Annotated in this window: 18 protein-coding genes; 15 read left to right on the forward strand and 3 right to left on the reverse strand. The window is 63.8% G+C overall.

What is annotated here, in order from left to right; genetic code table 11:
* Nucleotides 1–64 precede the first annotated feature (64 nt).
* Nucleotides 65–1,267 (reverse strand): lipopolysaccharide biosynthesis protein, encoded by a 1,203-nt coding sequence (locus tag ON058_RS09540; RefSeq protein ID WP_274668822.1) that lies wholly within the window; start codon nt 1,265–1,267, stop codon nt 65–67.
* A 57-nt stretch (nt 1,268–1,324) separates the two neighbouring features.
* On the opposite strand from ON058_RS09540, the gene ON058_RS09545 reads away from it, so the two are divergent.
* The 8 genes from ON058_RS09545 (at nt 1,325) to ON058_RS09580 (ending at nt 7,832) form a co-directional block, all read left to right on the forward strand.
* A complete protein-coding gene (locus tag ON058_RS09545; RefSeq protein ID WP_274668823.1) occupies nt 1,325–2,248 on the forward strand; it encodes a nucleotidyltransferase family protein in 924 nt (307 codons plus the stop codon).
* A complete protein-coding gene (locus ON058_RS09550; protein WP_274668824.1) occupies nt 2,245–2,514 on the forward strand; it encodes a PqqD family peptide modification chaperone in 270 nt (89 codons plus the stop codon). The genes ON058_RS09545 and ON058_RS09550 overlap by 4 nt, the downstream gene beginning before the upstream one ends.
* 49 nt (nt 2,515–2,563) lie before the next feature.
* Nucleotides 2,564–3,994 carry a polysaccharide biosynthesis tyrosine autokinase gene (locus ON058_RS09555; protein WP_274668825.1) on the forward strand — a complete coding sequence of 477 codons (1,431 nt, stop codon included), beginning with the start codon at nt 2,564–2,566 and terminating at the stop codon, nt 3,992–3,994.
* A gap of 2 nt (nt 3,995–3,996) precedes the next feature.
* Nucleotides 3,997–5,412, forward strand: coding sequence for a hypothetical protein (locus ON058_RS09560; protein ID WP_274668826.1), 1,416 nt, complete (start codon nt 3,997–3,999; stop codon nt 5,410–5,412).
* Nucleotides 5,409–5,717: a hypothetical protein gene (locus tag ON058_RS09565; RefSeq protein WP_274668827.1), complete on the forward strand. Its 309-nt coding sequence runs from the start codon at nt 5,409–5,411 to the stop codon at nt 5,715–5,717. The genes ON058_RS09560 and ON058_RS09565 overlap by 4 nt, the downstream gene beginning before the upstream one ends.
* Nucleotides 5,718–5,896: 179 nt before the next feature.
* The gene (locus ON058_RS09570) at nt 5,897–6,502 is read left to right on the forward strand and encodes a hypothetical protein (RefSeq protein WP_274668828.1); all 606 of its coding nucleotides are present in this window, start codon (nt 5,897–5,899) and stop codon (nt 6,500–6,502) included.
* 133 nt (nt 6,503–6,635) lie between these two features.
* A complete protein-coding gene (locus ON058_RS09575; RefSeq protein ID WP_274668829.1) occupies nt 6,636–7,244 on the forward strand; it encodes a hypothetical protein in 609 nt (202 codons plus the stop codon).
* 102 nt (nt 7,245–7,346) lie between these two features.
* Nucleotides 7,347–7,832 carry a hypothetical protein gene (locus ON058_RS09580; RefSeq protein ID WP_274668830.1) on the forward strand — a complete coding sequence of 162 codons (486 nt, stop codon included), beginning with the start codon at nt 7,347–7,349 and terminating at the stop codon, nt 7,830–7,832.
* A gap of 12 nt (nt 7,833–7,844) precedes the next feature.
* Here the strand turns inward: ON058_RS09580 and ON058_RS09585 are convergent, their stop codons facing one another.
* Nucleotides 7,845–9,041: a homoserine O-acetyltransferase gene (locus ON058_RS09585; protein ID WP_274668831.1), complete on the reverse strand. Its 1,197-nt coding sequence runs from the start codon at nt 9,039–9,041 to the stop codon at nt 7,845–7,847.
* A gap of 222 nt (nt 9,042–9,263) precedes the next feature.
* Between ON058_RS09585 and ON058_RS09590 the strand changes: the two genes are divergently transcribed.
* On the forward strand, nt 9,264–10,757 hold the full coding sequence (locus ON058_RS09590) for a C40 family peptidase (protein ID WP_274668832.1): 1,494 nt from the start codon (nt 9,264–9,266) through the stop codon (nt 10,755–10,757).
* A 119-nt stretch (nt 10,758–10,876) separates the two neighbouring features.
* On the opposite strand, the gene ON058_RS09595 is transcribed toward ON058_RS09590, so the two are convergent.
* Nucleotides 10,877–11,398 (reverse strand): inorganic diphosphatase, encoded by a 522-nt coding sequence (locus tag ON058_RS09595; protein WP_274668833.1) that lies wholly within the window; start codon nt 11,396–11,398, stop codon nt 10,877–10,879.
* A 77-nt stretch (nt 11,399–11,475) separates the two neighbouring features.
* Here ON058_RS09595 and dacB point away from each other — a divergent pair, with 77 nt between their 5' ends.
* The 6 genes from dacB (at nt 11,476) to folE (ending at nt 18,621) form a co-directional block, all read left to right on the forward strand.
* Entirely contained in the window at nt 11,476–12,885 is a 1,410-nt protein-coding gene (gene dacB, locus ON058_RS09600; RefSeq protein WP_274668834.1) for a D-alanyl-D-alanine carboxypeptidase/D-alanyl-D-alanine-endopeptidase, read from the forward strand.
* 27 nt (nt 12,886–12,912) lie between these two features.
* Nucleotides 12,913–13,914: a tRNA lysidine(34) synthetase TilS gene (tilS, locus tag ON058_RS09605; RefSeq protein WP_274668835.1), complete on the forward strand. Its 1,002-nt coding sequence runs from the start codon at nt 12,913–12,915 to the stop codon at nt 13,912–13,914.
* 32 nt (nt 13,915–13,946) lie between these two features.
* A complete protein-coding gene (gene hpt, locus ON058_RS09610; protein WP_274668836.1) occupies nt 13,947–14,519 on the forward strand; it encodes a hypoxanthine phosphoribosyltransferase in 573 nt (190 codons plus the stop codon).
* A gap of 704 nt (nt 14,520–15,223) precedes the next feature.
* Complete coding sequence (locus tag ON058_RS09615) at nt 15,224–15,664, forward strand: endonuclease domain-containing protein (protein ID WP_274669093.1); 441 nt, start codon at nt 15,224–15,226, stop codon at nt 15,662–15,664.
* A 159-nt stretch (nt 15,665–15,823) separates the two neighbouring features.
* Nucleotides 15,824–17,971 (forward strand): ATP-dependent zinc metalloprotease FtsH, encoded by a 2,148-nt coding sequence (gene ftsH, locus ON058_RS09620; RefSeq protein ID WP_274668837.1) that lies wholly within the window; start codon nt 15,824–15,826, stop codon nt 17,969–17,971.
* Nucleotides 17,968–18,621 carry a GTP cyclohydrolase I FolE gene (folE, locus tag ON058_RS09625; protein ID WP_274668838.1) on the forward strand — a complete coding sequence of 218 codons (654 nt, stop codon included), beginning with the start codon at nt 17,968–17,970 and terminating at the stop codon, nt 18,619–18,621. Before ftsH ends, folE begins: the two co-directional genes overlap by 4 nt.

Here is an 18,621-nt window from a genome sequence, read left to right on the forward strand (position 1 = left end):
TGTCTGGTCGTGTCCAGGCTTTCCCAGACTATCTGTTGTGCCGGTGGCGACGCTGAACGGTGCGCTAACGCGTGATGCGGGTCCGACGAATGCTGGCAAGGAGGAGTGCTGCTTGGACTGCGTAGGAGGCGCCGAGCGCTACAGCTGCTGCGGGTGCGCCGCCTAGTGCGGTTCCTGCGGCTACGCCGATCACGCATGTCATCGATCCCACCAACGCCGCGGTTGCAACTGCGCGCGGGTGTCCGGCGCCCTGGAGGATCGCGCCACACAACTGTGAACAGGTGGCCAGAGGCAGTCCCAGCATCGCGATTTGGATGGTGAGGACTGCGGGTTCATACTGGGCCCCCAGCAGCCATGGCACCACCCAGGGCGTGACGAGTGCGGCGGCGCCGTAGCCCGCCACGCTTACCGCTGAGACGAGCCACATGATGCGCACTGCCCGGCGTGGTGAGGTGCCCTCAGGACGCGCGACGGCGGGCATGAGTACGCCGGCCAGCGCGTCGGGCAGGAGGCGTAGGGGGCCGATGAGTCGGCTGGTGAGTCCGTAGTAGGCCCCTGCGGTCGCGCCACCAACGGTGGATGCGATGGCAGCGTCAAGGTTGCGAACTTGGGCGGAGAGGGTGTTCACCCAGAAGGGGCGCCCAGAAACCACGGCTACGGTCAGCGACTCTCGGGTGGGACGGGCTCGGGGGCTGAGGTGAGTGCCGGAGAGATGATGTGCGACTCCAAGACCGACGGAGACTGCCACGAGGTCGGCGAGGACATATGCCGCCATGCTGCCCGCGCTGAACAGAATGGCGATGCCGAAGCCAGCAAACGTTGTCACTCGGCGCAGGAGGTACACCCGTGCAGCCTGGTCCGCACGGCCATGCGCCGTCGACACCCCCAACCGCACAATCATGTTCTTTTCCGCCCCTGCCATTACGGCAAGCACCACCGCCCACGCGGGAACAGCGGTCGTTGCGGCCAGGACAGCCATGACGGCGCCGTAGACGACAGCGATGAGGACTGAACTGAGATCAGCCGCGGTCGCCACGGCACGCGCGAGTGTGGGGTTGGTGGTCGTGGCTGACGTGCGAATCAGCAAGCCGCCAAGTCCAAAGTCGCCCGCAGCTTGCACCACCATCGTGATGCCCAACAGCGAAGTGAGTAGCGCCATCTCCGCCAAGCTCGAGTGGCGTGCCACGAGCGCGATAGTGACAGCTTGCACTCCGGCAGTCAGCACCCGGCCGGTGCTGAGCCAGGCAAACTGCCACCTTAGACGCATACTCGTACACTAGCCGTGCAAGTCGGCGGTGCCGCCGACGGAAGGGTGGACTCGCTCGTGTCGGGACCAGTAGGTGACGCGCTCCCGTTGCGCGCTGCGGTGCCGCTCGCGACTGCGTTAGTGATGCATCGGGCCGAATCCGTGGGCGTGCGTGCCCTCGTCATCAAAGGAATCTCCGCAGAAGTCCATGGCCTTCGTCAACCCCGCGTGAGCGCTGACGTTGACGTCTTAGTTGACCCCGCCGGTTACGACACTCTCCTTGAGTCCCTCGCCCAGGCGGGGTGGGCGCCTCGCCCCATGTATGCGGTGTCGGCCAACCTTGACCCGCATTCGGAGTCATTGATCCATGCACAGTGGCCGTGTGACATTGACTTGCACCGACGCTTTCCGGGTTTCTTGGAGGATCCTCAGGCGACCTTTGAAGCGCTGTGGGCACTCAGGGAACATGTCGAAGTCGCGGGCCGTGATGTCTGGATCCCCAACCGTGCCGGAGCCATCCAAGTGGGAGCCTTGCATGCCCTACGCACTGTCGACGCCGGCCCCCGCATGGACACTGAACTCGACATGATTGTTGACGTCATCGCGGAGTTGGAGCCTGACGAGCGCGACGCACTGGTTGACTTGGCATTCCAGACGGGAGCGGTAGGCCCGCTGGTGGAGACGTTCTCGCGCGCGGGGGTAGCGGTCGACGTGCCTGACAGTCCGCAGTTGCGCGCGTGGAATGCGCGCAGACTCGCAGGCCCCGTGTTCGCAGGAAACCTAGTGTCAGGCATGCGCGGGAAGCCGTGGTCTGAACGCTGCCGTCTGTGGCGGTTGGCTTTGTGGCCCAGCGCTGCGGAGTTGCGGGCTGTGGACCCCGGATTGGGTGACTCCAGCCGTGCGCTCGTGGCTGCACGGGTCCGTCGGTGGGGCCGTGGGGTGTGGCAGCTTCCGCGTGCGCTCAAGGCGGCGTGGGCGGCACGGTCAGGGCGTCGTTCATGAGTGCCCTGCGCAAGGCTCCGGACCTAGCCGAGGTCTCGCTAGGTGGCGCTGTGTACCTGCTGGCACTGAGCAGGCTCGATGATGACCAGACACCGACCGTGTTGGAGGGCAGCGCTCAGGACATCTGGGCCAGAGTTGACGGCGTCCGATCGGTGACGGAGATTGGGGAGTCGTTGCTGACGGGAAATGCGGACCTTGACGCGAGAATCCGGACCGATGTGCTGGCCTTTGTTGAAGGGCTGCGTCAGCGCGGTTTCCTGGAATAGGCGCACTCTCAAGTAGCCTGGCAAGTAGCAGGTTGCGATTGGAGTGGCCATGGAACTGAGTGACTTTGGCAAGGTGTTCCGCGCCTATTGGGTCGCGATCGTACTTGCCACGCTGTTGGGCGGGGCACTCGCATATGGCTACACGCTCACGCAGCCGAAGGTTTACACCGCGAACGCTTCCGCCATCATCACTACAGGTGTCAGTGAGGACATCAACCAAGCGCTGATTGGTGACAACTACGCAAAGTCGCGAGTGCAGTCGTACCTCGACATTGGTCAATCGCGAGCTGTGGCGGAGTACGTCATCGACGATTTGGGGCTGACGTCATCTTCGGATTCGCTTGTGGGCCGGGTGTCAGTCAGCAATCCGGATGACTCTGCTGTTCTTCAAGTCAGTGCGACTGGGGCCTCGCCGGAAGAAGCGCAAGAGTTGGCCGAGTCGTGGGTGGCGGGGATGAGTCAGGCCGTGGCCATGTTGGAGAACGGCGTGACCGACCCCGCCGATCTTCCAGCAAACGACGCGAGCGTGGTGCGTCTGCAGACTTTGGATTCGGCGACACTGCCCGGATCTCCGAGTTCGCCAAACGTCCGCTTTGCCGTGGCGTTGGGACTGGTGCTGGGATTCGCGGCGGGTGTGACCTACGCCTTGATCCGTGCGGCGCTGGACCGCAGACTGCGCACTCCTGAGTCGGTGACCAAGGAGTTCACGCTGCCGGTGCTTGGCGCGGTGCCGTTTGATGCGGACATCGCGAAGAACGGCATTGTGAAGGCGAGCCCGGACTTTGCGACGGAGGAGTCGATCCGCGAACTGCGGACCAACTTGCAGTTCATGGATGTGGACAATCCGCCGCGCCTCATTGTGGTGACGAGCCCGCTTCCCGGAGACGGCAAGTCCACGATCACCATCAAGCTCGCTCAGGCGATCTCAGAGTCGGGGCAGAAGGTGATCATCGTGGATGGTGATCTGCGGCGCTCGCGAGTGGTGGACTATTTGGGCTTGGTGAAGGGGGCTGGCCTCACGGATGTGTTGGTTGGCCGCGCCACGCTCGATGATGTGTTGCAGCCTTACGGCACGTCCGGAGACTTGTGGGTCCTCGGCTCCGGTTCTACGCCGCCGAACCCGTCTGAGCTGCTGGGGTCAACCCTCATGCAGGACACGTTGCGGAGCCTGGACTCGAGCGCCATCATCCTGATCGACGCCCCGCCTCTGATCCCCGTCACCGACGCGGCGATCCTGACGGCACGTACCGATGGCGCTTTGGTGGTGGCGCGGGCAGGCAAGACCACCGTTGACATCCTCGATAGGTCGCTCCAGAGCATCGACAAGGTGAAGGGTCGCGCCCTGGGCGTCATCCTCACCGGGATGTCTCGCAAGGGGCCTGATTCGCACTATTACGGCTACTCCTATGAGTATGCCGACGCGGGAAAGCCGGGCAGGCCGCGAGTCAAGCGGTCTAAGGCGCCGGGCGCGGGACGGTAGCCATGTCCACCGCTGCGCATGCCCCGTTTCGTGTGCTGATGGTGGGTCGCACGGGTGTGTTCATGGCTCCCGTCGCTGAACGGTTGATGCGACTTCAGCTCGCTGAACGTGCCATTCCCCTGAACGCCATCCGCGTTGTCAGTGCTGGTGTGGAGGTGTGTGATGGAAAACCCATGGAGGTGCGGAGCGCCGAGGCAATTACGCGTCACGGCGGCAACCCTGATGGCTATGTGGCGCGCACACTGAACCGCGCGTTGGTTGATCGTGCGGACATGATCATCACTGCCCGTATGGACGTTCACGACGATGTGGTCGAGCAGTTCCCCAGTGCGGAGTCCCGCACTTTCACCATTTCGGAGATTGGGCATCTCTACAGCGAGGTCGCAGAGATGGCGCCGCTCGCAGAACACCCTGGGTTGTTGAGTCGGAGGCGTTCTGCTGTGGCCGTGGACCCGGACTTCGACCTTGATGACGAGGCCTACGACGACGAGCAGGAGCGCCGGCTCTTCGAACGCATTGCCTTCGCGTGCGACTGGCTGGCCGATGTGTGGGCCGCGATCGTCCCCGGAGCCGGTGCGGCATCGGGGACGGGCTCTGCGCGGTCCACGACGGTCGACATCGATGCCTTTGGTGTGGCGGTGCGGCTGGTGTGTGACGGGGACGATCCTGAGCGCCTAGCGCGGGCGGTGGGTCTGGTGTGGAGCCGGCTGGTCCGCCAGGACCCTCGTGAGCCTGAGGTCACGGTTCATGTGTCGGTTCTTGACCGCCATGAGGACCGTGTGGGGGCACGTCGTGCGGGGCATCTGGCGTACGCGACGATAGACGAGGCTCTCCACCATCTGACGTCGACTGTGACGGTGCGGGCGATTGATGCGCGGGCGGGGCAACTGGTGATGCTGCATGCGGCGGCCGTGGCATTGCCGGATGGGCGTGCGGTGGGGTTCGTGGCGCCGTCGGGGACTGGCAAGACCACCCTGGCTCGTGTCTTGGGCGCACACTTTGGTTATGTCACGGATGAAACCTTGGCTGTTGACTTCCGGCAGCGGGTGTTCCCGTACCCCAAGCCGTTGTCGATCATTACGGACCCGGAGTTGGGGATGAAGGAGCAGTGGTCGGCGGACTCGTTGGATCTTCTGCCTGCTCCTGCGCAGGTCCGGTTGACGCGGTTGGTGTTGTTGGAACGCATCCCTGGCCGGGTGGGGCCGCCGCGGTTTGAAGGCATTCCGTTGCTTCGGGGCCTCGCAGAGGTTGCGTCTCAGGTGTCGTATTTGCCGCGTCTACCCGGGAAGTTGCATGATCTCGCGGATCTTGCCGAGGCGGTGGGGGGTCTGGTGCGGCTGACTTACGCCGATGCTGCCGATGTGGTGGGCGTGGTTCCTGCGCTTGTGGCGGGCGAGCAGGGAGGTGGGGGGCGATGAAGCCACCTCCTCCGCAGCCCCCGTTGTCCTTGCCGGCCGATGCCGTGGTGACGTCGCGGGCTGACGACTTCTTGGAACGGGACGGCGAGATGCTGGTGTTGGCGGGTTCTCATGTGTACCTGCTGTCGCCGGTGGCGGCGGAAGCGATGCGTGTGGCGTGGGGTGGGGTGCCCGTTGCAGAGCTTCAGGTGGCGTTGGTGGAAGTTTTTGGTAAGCCCAGTACGGGCAATATTCATGAGGTGCTGATGGCGATTCTTGCGCCGTTGGTCGACCAGGGGTTGATGGTGCATTCATCCGGTCGATGAGTGGTGCCCGTTTTATCCGTTCTCACGATTGGAAACGCCGAATCGCGTCATAGTGAGTTTTCTCACACCTCTCATTGCTTAAGATGAGCAACCGCGAGAACTTTTCGCACCAGCGTGCGCCTGTCCGTCGCACGCTGTGACCCGGTCGCAAGGCCGGATATGAGGGAACGCTGAGGACGATGGCAACCGCACTTGATTTTGATGCGCCTGCGCCCGCACACGCAGGTGGACTTTCTCGACGCCGTGTTTTGGTGGGAGCGGCCTGGCTGGCCCCCACTATCGTGGCGGCGTCTGCTGCGCCGGCGTTCGCCGCCTCAGAAGCGCCTTCGCCACAAGGCACGCTGGTGAACAATGTGCGCGGTCATGACCGCAAGAGCTACAGCGTCGATGGCGTGGGGTCTGTCAGGGCTCAAACGCTCAGTACATATCTGCAGTACAAGCCGCTCCAGGAAAACCCCCCCGCCGCGAGTCTGGTGGACGTGTGGGTGACGATCGAGGTCAACAACGTCACCAGTCCGCTGATGTGGGGCATCAACAATGCTGTAGGGATCCCGTCCACCTACGCCTGGCAGGTTCGGGGGACTCCTCAGCTGGTGAATGGCGTGTTTACTGCCACCTTGGGCTTTGTGGGCGGCACCGTGACGTATCCCATCCCGCCGTGGTCGGGTGGGAACCTTGACAACTTGTGGGTGCGGGTGTCGAGTGCGGCAACTCGTGTGCGCCTCAATGCGTATGCCATTGATGCGAATGGTGCCACGTTGGTGACGCCCGGGGTGATTGCCTAGCGGGGTGTGCTCTGACCGCATGTCGGACTCTGTTTCCTACCTCAACATTCCGGGTTAAAATGGACTGACTCAAGCAAGGGGGCGCGGCCTCCTGTGGGGCTGCGCCAACAACTCATGTCAGGGAATGTTGACCATGTCTGCCTCGCCGAACGCTTCTTCTTTTCAGGTGTCACGCCGCAACGTCGTTCGCGGCATCGCTTGGGCTACACCCGCGATTGTCTTCGCATCGGCCGCGCCTGCAGCAGCAGCGTCCCTCACTGGCGGTAGTGGCGTCGAGTTCTTGAGCGCCTCAGCGGTATACGTGGACGCGTTCAGCAACTCCACCTCTGGCGAGACCATCCACGCGGTGTCCGCCCAGGTCAACATCCAGAATCAGCAGGTCTACCCCGTGGACGCGTCGCCCGTGAACTCCATGGTGCTCACGGTATCGATGCCCGTTGGCACGCTGACGGATCCCGCGTGGGGCTTGAACTCGGATCGGCATGAAGGCGTCGACCAAACCGGTTGGAGTCTTCCAGCGGGTGTCAGTGGGCCCACGATCTCTGGTGGATACGCCCATTTCACTTTCCACTGGACGGGATCACTGGCGGCGTATCAAGGTGATCAGCCCACGGTGTGGGTGCAGGTGTCGGGCCCTGAAGTCGTGGGCGAGAACGTCTCCGGTAACGTCAGCGCCATTCACGAAAGCGGGGACACCAGCAGTGATGCGGGCCTCGTCGCGGTTTCGCCCGACAACACCTGACCGTGGTGAGAATGCTCACACCGGGCGTGGGACTCACGTCTGGGGGACTTTCCAGGGTGCTCGTCGTAACCTGAAGGGTACCTGCCAGTTGAGGAGGCCCCTGTGAGTCACGACGAACCGATGCGCATGTCGCGCCGTTCGGTGCTGGGTGCTGCCCTGTGGGCCGCGCCGGCCATCGTGGTGGCGACGGGCGTGCCCGCGCGTGCAGCGTCTGGCGACAACGTGTATGTCGACGACGTCCTGATCTTCAACAATGTGACGCTTTACCCGGAGAACAATGGCGCTATTGGCGGCAACTTTTCCTACCGTGTGGACTGGACGGATGGCTTCCCCGAAGGTGAACTGGCGCAGTGCACGTGGAATGTCACGGCAACCAAGAATGACGACCCTGACGTTTCTCTCTCCGCGGGAGGCACTGAGTACCTCCCCAACGCGGGCACGAGCGCGAACCACGAGTTTGAACTCACTGACGTGCCGCCGGGGGACTACACGTTTGTGGTCACGGTGACGGCCACTGTCACGGACCCGGAGACGGGTACCACCTACTACACCACCACCGAGGAAGTGCAGACGGTCACGGTCGTCTAGCCGCGGCGGAACCTACAGTCCGCGCTCGAACTCTTCCATGAACGCGTTGAGTTGCCCGGATTCCACCAGGAACCCGTCGTGGCCCACAGGGGAGTGCACGACCTTCACGCCCAGCGATCCTGACATTGCGGCGTCGAGGCGCTGGGAGTTCTTGAGCGGGTACAGGCGGTCGGAGTCCACCGCGATGACGAGTGCGGGATCTGTGTACCGCGCGAGCGCGGTCTCGACGCCGCCGCGGTCGCGGCCCACGTCGTGGGACTGAATTGACTGTGCCAACCGCACATAGGTGTTGGCGTCGAAGCGCCGCGCGAGCTTTCTGGCGTGGTGCTGCAAGTAGCTTTGGATGGCGAACAGTCCACCCTTGCCCAGGGGGTCGCCGCCTTCTTGGTAGTTGCGCCCAAACCGCTCCTGGAGTTCGCTTTCGGAACGGTAGGTGGTGTGCGCGATCATGCGCGCAATGCCGATTCCCACGTGTGGTCCGTCGCCGTCAGCGGCTCCGTAGTAGTCGCCGCTGCGGAACTTCGGGTCGGCCATGATGGCTGCCACCTGCGCTGTGGACCATGCGATTTGGTCGGCGCTCGTGGCAGCGGTGGAGCCCACAGGTGCGATGGCACCCACGCGGCCGGGAGCCATCACAGTCCATTCGATGGCGCGCATGCCACCCATGGAGGGGCCGGCGATGAGGCGCCAGCGGTCAATGCCGAGGTGGTCTGCGAGGCGGATCTCTGCGGAGACCATGTCGCGCATGGTGACGTAGGGGAAGCGGGAGCCCCACGGCTTGCCGTCTTCGGGGTGTGCGGAAGCGGGGCCGGTGGTGCCCTGGCAGCCGCCAACGACGTTGGCGGACACGATGAAGTGGCGTGCGGGGTCGATGGGCTTGCCTGGCCCCACCATGGCGTTCCACCAGCCGCCGGTGTGGTGGCCGGGTTCCGCGGGTCCCCACACATGGCTGTCGCCGGTCAGTGCGTGTGCAATGTAGACGGCGTTGTCTTTGGCGGCGTTGAGTTCGCCCCACGTCTCGTATGCCACGGTGACGTTGGGAAGGACGCCCATGGGGTCTGCCTCAAGCGGGAGGTCGCCTAGTGCGAAGAACTGTCGGCGGCCTGGATGGTCGCCTTCGCGCCATGCTGCCGATGCGGGAATGGGCGCGCCGGGGCCGGGCCCCTGATCCGCCGCCCATGCGTCTGATTCGATGCCGTCGTCATCCATACCGGAAACCACACTAGGGCACGTGGGCCGGTGTCCGTAGCCTTCCTGGTTGCGGGTAAGTGACGGAGGCGGCCCGATGCTGGGTCAGGCTTGGCCTGTGCGAAGGCTCACAGAGGGGTAGCGAATCCGGCCCTGTCGTGTTTATCATTTGACAGATGAGTCGCATGTGACAGGTGTGACAACTGTGACGACTGGGCTGAGGGGCCCCTGAAGGCGAGCAATATGGCATTTCGAGACCGCACCCACCGCATGATCGCGCGCGTTGCCGTGCCCACTCTCGTCACCGCCTTTGCCGTTGGCACACTCACAGCCATCCCCAGCACCCCGGCCCTGGCCTCGGACTACCCAGGTGAAGACGACATCGCCGCGGCACGCGCCGCAGCATCGGACGCCGCCGCCACCGTCGCCGACCTCGACGCAGCGGTCGCCGGCCTCGAAGCCGCACTAGCGGACGCGCAAGTCGCGGCCCTCATTGCCCAAGAAGACTTCATCGTCGCCCAAGAAGCCTCCACAGTCGCCCAAGAAGAACTCGCTGCCGCACAAAAAGCCGCAGACGACGCCGATGCTGCCCTCGCACTCGCACGGCAAGGCCTCGCCGGCGCAGCGATGGCGTCCTACCGCAACGCAGGTTCGATGAACCAACTCGAAGCCATCACCCAAGCAAACGGCTTTGACGAGGTCATCACCCGCCACGAAGCAATCGACCGCGCAAGCGCCGAAGCCGACGTCACGGTCCAAGAAGTACGTGCCGCAGAGCTCGTCTCCGAAACAATGCGCAAGCGCGCCGAGTCCGCAGCCACCAAAGCCAAGGACGCTGAAGAAGCTGCCGCAACTGCCGCACAGGACGCCGAAGCCACCCGCTCCGCAGCCGACCAAGCCGTCTCCGATGCCGCTGCGGCACAATCCGCCGCAATCACCCGCCTTGCGCAACTCCGTGGTGTCACCGAGGAACTGGAACAAGAACGCCAAGACGGACTGGCAGCAGAGCGGGCCGCACGGGCTCAAGCCGAGTTCGAAGCCGAGCAAGAGCGGTTGGAAAAAGAGGCCGAAAACAACGCCTCCGAAACGTCAAACAATGCAGGTGGGTCGAACAACTCAGGCAACACAGGGTCCACGTCGACTCCCAAGCCGACCGCAACATCGACCCCCAAGCCCACCGCCACCTCCACGTCGAAACCGGAACCTACGGAGACCAAGACCCCCGAACCGGAGCCCACTGAAACTCAAACTCCGGACCCGCAGCCCACGGAGACCAAGACTCCCGAACCCAAGCCCACCGCGACCAAAACTCCGGACCCGGAACCCACCACTGACCCCGAACCTGCACCCGGCTGGTCGTCCTCCGCCTCGCAAGGCGCATCGGCCGCGGCCTGGGCGCAAACCAAGGTGGGTGCGCCCTACCAACTGGGCGGCAACGGCCCTGCATACGACTGTTCAGGTCTGACCATGGCCGCGTGGAGCCAAGCCGGGCACTACATCACCCGGTCATCGCGTTCGCAGTACCAAGCCGTGAACCACGTGTCGTACTCCCAAATCCGTCCCGGAGACCTCGTGTTCTGGGGATCAGGAAAGAATGCGTCCCGGATCTACCACGTCGCGATCTACATCGGTGGTGGCAAGGTCATGGAAGCAACCACACCAGGCAACACCGCCAAGGTTCGTTCCATGTACAACTGGGCTGTGGGCGACATGATGCCGTACGTGGGCCGGCCCTAAGCGCACGGGTCACCACCCCGCCCCCGCAACGCGAAATGGCACCATTTCGCTGTTATCGCTCTACGTAACAGCGAGATGGTGCCATTTGGCGTGAAAAAGATGCTCGGGGAGTGGGGTCCCTAGTGCTGCGGCGGGTACAGCGGGTTCATGTGCGCAAACTCGGTGCCAGCGGCACGTTCGAATGAGCCGCGGATCTCCTGCTCGGCCTCCTCGCGGGACACCCAGTGTGCGCCCTCCACGGACTTGCCGGGCTCCAGGTCCTTGTAGACCTCGAAGAAGTGCTGCACTTCCAGGCGGTGGAAGTCCGACACATCGTCCAGCTCGCGACGCCACGTCTGGCGCTGGTCACCCACCGGCACGCACAGCACCTTGTCGTCACCGCCGGCCTCGTCGCGCATGCGGAACATACCTAACGCGCGGCACCGAATCTGGCAGCCGGGGAAGGTGGGCTCTTCAAGAAGTACCAGGGCGTCCAAGGGGTCGCCGTCTTCACCGAGGGTGCCGTCAATGAACCCATAGTCGTCGGGGTAACGAGTCGAGGTGAAGAGCATGCGATCAAGTCGGATTCGACCGGTGTGGTGGTCAACCTCGTACTTGTTTCGCGATCCCTTAGGGATCTCGATAGTGACATCGAATTCCATAGCATTCCTAAGCGTCGTCGATGAGTGTGCTGGGTACTAGTGTGGCCCATGAAGAAGGGTGATGTGTGCGCACAAAGGTGACAGTTGGGATCTTGGTCCCGGCTTTAGTGGTCGTTGGTGTTGGAGGCTATGCGGTTGCGGACGCCTACGACATCGTGCCCGGATGGGTCACCGCGGCACCCATTCCGCCGTCTCCCGCGCCTTTCCTGAGCGCCCAACCCGTCACCGCCGCATCGCCGCAAGCGTCTGCCGTGACAGAGGTCAGCGACACCGCTCCGATGCCTGACGCATCGGCCGTCCAAGAACTTGCTCAAGCGTTGCGCGACGACGCCCGCACCGGAGAATCGACGAACGTCTCCGTCATCGACCTCCTCACCGGCGAAACCATCGTGGACCTGGACGCCACCGACACCCAAGTCCCGGCCTCCACCACCAAACTGCTCACCGCAGTCGCCGCCGTCGCGGAACTTGGGCCCGACTACACGATGACCACCTCCGTCGCCTGGGACGCCACCACCCGCACCCTCACCCTCATCGCCGGCGGCGACATGATGCTGGCGGCCGATGCCGGGCACGGGGGAGCGGAAGCGTCACCCAACGGATGGGCCGGCATGGGCGACCTCACCGACGCAGTCGTGAGCGCTGTGGGCGAGGACGTCCTCACGTCAGGCGCCATCCGTGTTGAGGTCGACGACTCCGTGTTCGAAGCGCCCGCCATCAACCCCGAATGGCCCCAGTACGCACTCGACGTGGGCTACGTCGCTCCCGCCTCCGGGCTCGCCGTCAACGTGGCACGCAAGACCGACGAACACTACGCACCACGCTTCGAAGACCCCTCACTGGCCGCCGGAGACGTGTTCGTCGGACGCCTCACGGAACGTGGCATTGACGCAGGTGCTGCTTCTCGGGCCGAAGAGCCCACCACCGCATCGGCCATCGCAAGTGTCGAAGGTGCACCCCTGTGGCTCGTCTCCCAACTACTGCTCGAAGAATCCGACAACACCGTGTCCGAGATCGTCTCACTCGTCCACGCGCTTGAAGTGGGCAAACCCACCACCGCCGAAGGTGCGGCAGCCGCCACCATCGCCGCGCTCAAGAACATGGGCGTCAACGTCAGCGGACTCAAGCTCTACGACGGCGCCGGGTTCTCCGAAAACAACCGCATCTCACCCCTGCATTTAGCCGACACCGTCCGCCTGGCGTACGCGCACGACGCGACCGCCGACATCCTGGACTGGCTACCCATCTCCGCCCTCACCGGCACCCTCGACGCCCGCATGATCGACACTTCCGCCGCCGGCCAAGTCCGCGCCAAGACCGGCTCACTGACCGGGGTCACCACCCTCGCCGGCGCCATCCAAACAGCAGACGGTCGCTGGCTCGCCTTCGCCACCCTCATGGACGGAATGCCTTACGGACAGGACCGGCCCAAGGCTGCTTTGGACGAGTTCCTAGTGGCTTTGGCACAATGTGGGTGTGAAGGTTAAGGGGGCGCTCAACGCTCGAGGCGACGCATGACGGGACCACACCCCTCAGTCGCCGCTATTCGCAACGCCGTACGCGAATCACTCGACGTGTGCGACATCGGCACCCGCATCTGGGTGGCATGCTCCGGTGGGCCTGACTCGCTCGCCCTCGCTGCCGCCGCAGGCTTCGCGGGACGCAAAGATGGCTACCTCACTGGAGCCATCATCGTCGACCACGGGCTCCAGCCGGACTCCGCTCAAGTCGCCGAGCGTGCCGCCGCCCAAGTCCGCCGCGCAGGGGTCCACACCGTGTTCATCGAACGCGTCACAGTCGGACGCGAAGGCGGGCTCGAATCCGCAGCACGCAACGCGCGGTATCAGGCGCTTAACGACCGGATCGACGCCGAAGGTGGACTCAACCCACAACTCCTCACCGGTCACACCATGGACGACCAAGCCGAAACGGTGCTGCTTGCCCTTGCCCGTGGTTCCGGAGCACGCGCCCTCGCCGGCATCCCCGCCCGCCGTGGCCGCATCGTCCGTCCGTTTTTGTCGCTGCGCCGCAAAGACACCATCGCCGCCTGCCAGGCGCTCGGGCTCGACCCCTGGCATGACCCCACGAACGTCGCCACCGACGGGCCCCGCCGGTCCGCGTTGCGCACCAAAGTCATGCCCGCCCTCGTAGACGTGCTCGGCCCCGGAGTCGTGTCTGGACTCGCACGCTCCGCAGCGTTGCTTCAAGCCGACGCCGACGAACTCGACCGGCAAACCCGGTCCGCGCTCGGCGCCGGCAGCACCGGTCCAGACGAATGGACCTGCGACTCCCTCGCGGCCCTACCCGACGCGATCCGCTCCCGCATGATCAAGATGATGGTGGAAGGACGCGGCGTCGGGCCGCTCACCGCCGCCCACGTGGGAGCCATCGACCAACTCGTCATCGGATACCGCGGCCAAGGCGCCGTTTCCCTCCCCGGAGGATTCGAAGCGCGGCGCGAGTATGGCAGGCTTGTCATCTCCCACCCGTCGCGGCGCTCAAACGACCGCCCGTAACCGCATCGGCCCGTGTAGCCCACCCTCACCGCATGGAGGAAAACCCCGTGGATGCCCACTACGACATGGACGACTTCACCAAGGTGATCGTCAGCGAAAACGAGATCTCCCGCAAACTCGACGAACTCGGTGAGCAGATCCGTGCTGACTACGAAGGCCGTGACGTCCTGCTCGTAGGTGTCCTGAAGGGCGCCGTCATGGTGATGGCGGACCTTGCTCGCCGTATGCCCCCGTCGTTCCAGATGGACTGGATGGCGGTGTCTTCCTATGGCTCGGGCACCAAGTCCTCTGGCGTGGTCCGTATCCTCAAGGACCTCGACACGGACCTCACCGGCCGTGACGTCTTGATCGTGGAAGACGTGATCGACTCCGGCATCACTCTGCATTGGTTGTTGGGCAACCTGCGGTCACGCGGAGCTGCGTCCGTTGAGGTGATGTCGCTGCTGCGCAAGCCGGATGCCGTCCAGGTCGAGCTCGACGTCAAATACGTGGGCTTCGACATCCCATCCGACTTCGTGGTCGGTTATGGCTTGGACTTTGCGGAGAAGTACCGCACGCTGCCGTTCGTCGCCATCCTCAAGCCCGAGGTCTACCAGGGCGACTAACTGCCTGGTGTAGTGCTACTTGCCGTCAAGTCGGTTTGGCACACGACTGTGACTGGTGTGAGCCGAGTGCCGGGTGTGCAAGGCACACCACGCACACGTGCCACACCCGCCACACGTATGTGTCAAACCGACTCTGTGGGCACGTGAGATCGCTGGAAGTTGAGTCCAGGTATCGCCCCGCCGCAGGCCCCGTTGTGCACAGGCGCAAGCCCGGTACCGGCCTGTCCACGAATCGGCGGGATTGTGCCGCCGCGGCTAGCGGCGTGATCCAGCCTTGCCGGGTGAAGATCGTGAGCGTGCTTCAATCCTTCGGGGGAGTTGCGCATCGGGCGACGCTGGAAAGGCGTGGTGTGGCCGCTGATGCTATTGCCGATGCGATGCAGTGCGGAGCCGTGGTCCGCCCGCATCGCGGCGTTTTCATGCTCCCGGGAACGCCGTCAGACCGTGTGCTCGCCTGCTATTTCCGTGCTCGTATGACGTGCGTATCGGCGGCCCTACGTCATGAACTTCCCCTGGTAAGCGTGCCGTCTCACGTGCATCTTGAAGTGAACTCGGACCGGGGAGGACGTTATGCCCCATCCGCGGCGCGGGATGCGACCACAATGCACAGGCTTGCGAGTCACACGCCGGGTCCGTGGTTGGTGTCGCCACTGCGTGCGCTCGACGTTGCGGGCCGATGCGCGGGCACAGTGGAACACTTGGCGATGGTTGACGCGGCCTTGCGTTTGAACAAGATCGCGCCAAGCGATCTGGAGGCGATGGAGGTCTCTGACGCCGGCAGAGTCGCGTATCTCAGGGAGCATTCGACGCCCACGGCAGGGTCGCTACCGGAGACTTTCATGAGGGTCGGGATGCGGGCGGCAGGGCTGCATGTGGAGCCGCAGGTGAGCTTTCGCGGTGTTGGCCGTGTCGATTTCCTTGTGAACCGCAGACTGATTGTTGAGTGTGACGGACGCCGCTATCACTCCGACGAGCGTCAGTTCAGCCTGGACCGCCGTCGGGACCGGGCGCTGTCGGCACTCGGATATCGCGTGCTGCGCTTCACGTACGCCGATGCTGTCCACCACACGCGTGCATCGGTCCACGAGGTGCAATCCGTCTTGTGTGTAGAGGCGATCTCAAGTCGCTTTGGCACACGCCTGTGACTGATGGTTCAGGTGTGCCGCATGGGGGAGTCTCGATTGCCACATGCGTCACCTGCGCATCACCTCTGTGTCAAACCGACTCTCACTCGGGGCTGACACGAACGCCCTGAGCGAAACGTTGGACAGCGCCCCGTCACACTCGCGTAGGCTCGGACCACCATGAAGAATGCCTTCAGTCTGCGTCGTCTCATTCCGCTGATCCTGCTTGCTGTCCTCTTGGGTTGGCTGATTTCTGGCCTCTTTGCGCCCCAAGTGCAGCGCATCGACACGTCTCAGGGCCTCGCGGTCCTGGAGACGGGCTTGGTGGACCAAGCCAAGATTGTCGATCGCGATCAGCGCGTTGAACTGGTCCTGAGCGAGTCGTGGGCGGACAACTTGCCCGAGGACGCGCCCGAGGAGTGGGCTGACTACCCGGCCAAGGTTGAGTTCTTTTATGTGGCGCCGCAGGGTGAGCAGATTGTTGACACGGTCGCGTCTGCTGATCCGCCGCAGGGGTATGACTCGGAGGTGCCGCAGACCTCGATCTGGAGCACGCTGCTGTTCACGTTCCTGCCGATCTTGCTGCTGGTGGGTCTGTTCTGGTTCTTGATGTCGTCGATGCAGGGTGGCGGCGGAAAGATCATGCAGTTCGGTAAGTCGAAGGCTTCCATGGTGAGCCCCGACACCCCGACTGTGAAGTTTGATGACGTGGCTGGTGTTGACGAGGCTGTCGACGAGCTGCGTGAGATTCAGGAGTTCTTGGAAAGCCCCGCGAAGTTCCAGGCGGTGGGCGCCAAGATCCCCAAGGGTGTGCTGCTGTATGGCCCGCCCGGAACGGGTAAGACTCTGCTGGCCCGCGCTGTTGCGGGTGAGGCGGGCGTGCCGTTCTTCCACATTTCTGGTTCTGACTTTGTCGAGATGTTTGTGGGTGTGGGCGCGAGCCGCGTTCGCGACCTGTTTGAGCAGGCCAAGAAGAACGCTCCGGCGATCATCTTTGTCGATGAGATCGACGCGGTGGGTCGTCATCGAGGCGCGGGCATGGGCGGTGGCCACGATGAGCGTGAGCAGACCCTGAACCAGATGCTGGTGGAGATGGATGGCTTCGACTCCACGACGAACGTCATCATCATTGCGGCAACGAACCGTCCCGACATTCTGGACCCGGCGTTGCTGCGTCCCGGTCGTTTTGACCGTCAGGTGGGCGTTGATGGCCCTGACTTGAAGGGTCGTTTGAAGGTCTTGGAGGTGCACTCCAAGGGCAAGCCGATGTCCCCAGAGGTGGACTTGGACGCGATTGCGCGCCGTACGCCTGGGTTCACGGGTGCGGACTTGGCGAACGTGCTGAACGAGGCGGCGCTGTTGACGGCCCGTAAGGATGCGCAGCTGATTGGGCCTCACGAGTTGGATGAGGCCATTGACCGTGTCATCGCTGGGCCGCAGAAGCGGACCCGTGTGATGAACGATCATGACAAGACGGTGACGGCGTATCACGAGGGCGGTCACGCGTTGGTGGCGGCAGCCATGAACTTCACGGATCCGGTCACGAAGGTGACGATTCTGCCGCGTGGTCGTGCTTTGGGCTACACGATGGTGATGCCGCAGGAGGACCGCTATTCCAAGACGCGTAACCAGTTGCTCGATAACTTGGCGTACGCGATGGGTGGCCGTGTCGCGGAGGAACTCGTGTTTGGCGACCCGAGCACCGGTGCGAGCAACGACATTTCTCAGGCGACGGACACTGCACGTCAGATGGTGACGGAGTACGGCATGTCGACTGACATTGGTTCGGTGCGTCTGGCGGGAAGCTCTGGCGAGGTGTTCTTGGGTCGTGACATGGGTCATGGCCGGGACTACTCGGAGTCGAGCGCGGCGATCGTGGACCGCGAGGTTCGCACCTTGATGGACAACGCGATGGCTGAGGCCACGAAGGCGTTGCAGGCCAACCGTGGCATTTTGGACGTGCTTGCCAAGGAACTCCTGGAGAAGGAGACCTTGAATGAGAAGGAGCTTGCGGAGCTCTTCAAGGACGTCAAGAAGATCGCGAAGCGTAAGCACTGGGTGTCGGGTGACTGGGCCCCCAAGACGGCGCCGCGCAAGAGGCCGGTGACTGCTCCCGCACCGCCCAAGGAAGAGCCGAAGGACACGGTGGGCACGGAGGAGCCGGTGGACGCTGTTGAGGCCTCGGCAGTACGGGCCGATGCTGGGGATGCGTCTGCGACGTCCGTGGCGGACGATGCCAGCCAGGACCGCCCGGTGCAGGACCGCCCGGTGCAGGATGGCGCGGCTCAGGATGGTGGCGAAGCGTCGGGCAAGGACGCGACGTCATGACGGAGCCGACGACGGCGAACGGTGGTGCCGCTAGTGGTGAGTCCCGGGTGCCGGTGGATGCTGATCCGGTGGTCTCGTCTGCGCATGGTGTGGATCATGCGCGTGCCCAGGCTGCGGTGCGCGAGTTGCTGCTCGCGATTGGGGAGGACCCTGAGCGTGACGGTTTGAAGGACACTCCTGCGCGCGTGGCACGGGCGTATGAGGAGTTCTTCGCGGGCTTGCATCAGGATCCGGGTGAGGTCTTGAGCACGGTGTTTGAGCTGGGTCATGAAGAGATGATCTTGGTGAAGGACATTGAGTTGTACTCGATGTGTGAGCATCATTTGGTGCCTTTCCACGGGGTCGCGCATGTCGCGTACATTCCGGGCGATGACGGTCGCATCACTGGTTTGAGTAAGTTGGCTCGCTTGGTTGAGTTGTATGCGCGCCGCCCCCAAGTCCAGGAACGTCTCACCACGCAGGTGGCGGATGCGCTGGTCAAGCACCTTGGTGCCCGCGGCGTGATTGTGGTCGTGGAGGCCGAGCACCTGTGCATGTCGATGCGTGGGATCCGCAAGCCGGGTTCGCGCACGGTGACCAGTGCGGTGCGCGGCATTATGCGAGACGCCGCCACCCGTGCGGAGGCCATGAGTCTCATCGTCGGAAAGTAG

The organism is Demequina sp. B12 (genome assembly GCF_028823635.1).
Taxonomy (GTDB): domain Bacteria; phylum Actinomycetota; class Actinomycetes; order Actinomycetales; family Demequinaceae; genus Demequina.

Coding starts and splice junctions, on each gene's coding strand:
- ON058_RS09560 (WP_274668826.1), top strand. CDS start 3,997: ATGTCCACCGCTGCGCATGCCCCGTTTCGTGTGCTGATGGTGGGTCGC.
- folE (WP_274668838.1), top strand. CDS start 17,968: ATGACGGAGCCGACGACGGCGAACGGTGGTGCCGCTAGTGGTGAGTCC.
- ON058_RS09615 (WP_274669093.1), top strand. CDS start 15,224: ATGGTTGACGCGGCCTTGCGTTTGAACAAGATCGCGCCAAGCGATCTG.
- ON058_RS09550 (WP_274668824.1), top strand. CDS start 2,245: ATGAGTGCCCTGCGCAAGGCTCCGGACCTAGCCGAGGTCTCGCTAGGT.
- ON058_RS09570 (WP_274668828.1), top strand. CDS start 5,897: ATGGCAACCGCACTTGATTTTGATGCGCCTGCGCCCGCACACGCAGGT.
- ON058_RS09555 (WP_274668825.1), top strand. CDS start 2,564: ATGGAACTGAGTGACTTTGGCAAGGTGTTCCGCGCCTATTGGGTCGCG.
- ON058_RS09585 (WP_274668831.1), bottom strand. CDS start 9,041: ATGGATGACGACGGCATCGAATCAGACGCATGGGCGGCGGATCAGGGG.
- hpt (WP_274668836.1), top strand. CDS start 13,947: ATGGAGGAAAACCCCGTGGATGCCCACTACGACATGGACGACTTCACC.
- ftsH (WP_274668837.1), top strand. CDS start 15,824: ATGAAGAATGCCTTCAGTCTGCGTCGTCTCATTCCGCTGATCCTGCTT.
- tilS (WP_274668835.1), top strand. CDS start 12,913: ATGACGGGACCACACCCCTCAGTCGCCGCTATTCGCAACGCCGTACGC.
- ON058_RS09595 (WP_274668833.1), bottom strand. CDS start 11,398: ATGGAATTCGATGTCACTATCGAGATCCCTAAGGGATCGCGAAACAAG.
- ON058_RS09575 (WP_274668829.1), top strand. CDS start 6,636: ATGTCTGCCTCGCCGAACGCTTCTTCTTTTCAGGTGTCACGCCGCAAC.
- ON058_RS09540 (WP_274668822.1), bottom strand. CDS start 1,267: ATGCGTCTAAGGTGGCAGTTTGCCTGGCTCAGCACCGGCCGGGTGCTG.
- ON058_RS09590 (WP_274668832.1), top strand. CDS start 9,264: ATGGCATTTCGAGACCGCACCCACCGCATGATCGCGCGCGTTGCCGTG.
- ON058_RS09565 (WP_274668827.1), top strand. CDS start 5,409: ATGAAGCCACCTCCTCCGCAGCCCCCGTTGTCCTTGCCGGCCGATGCC.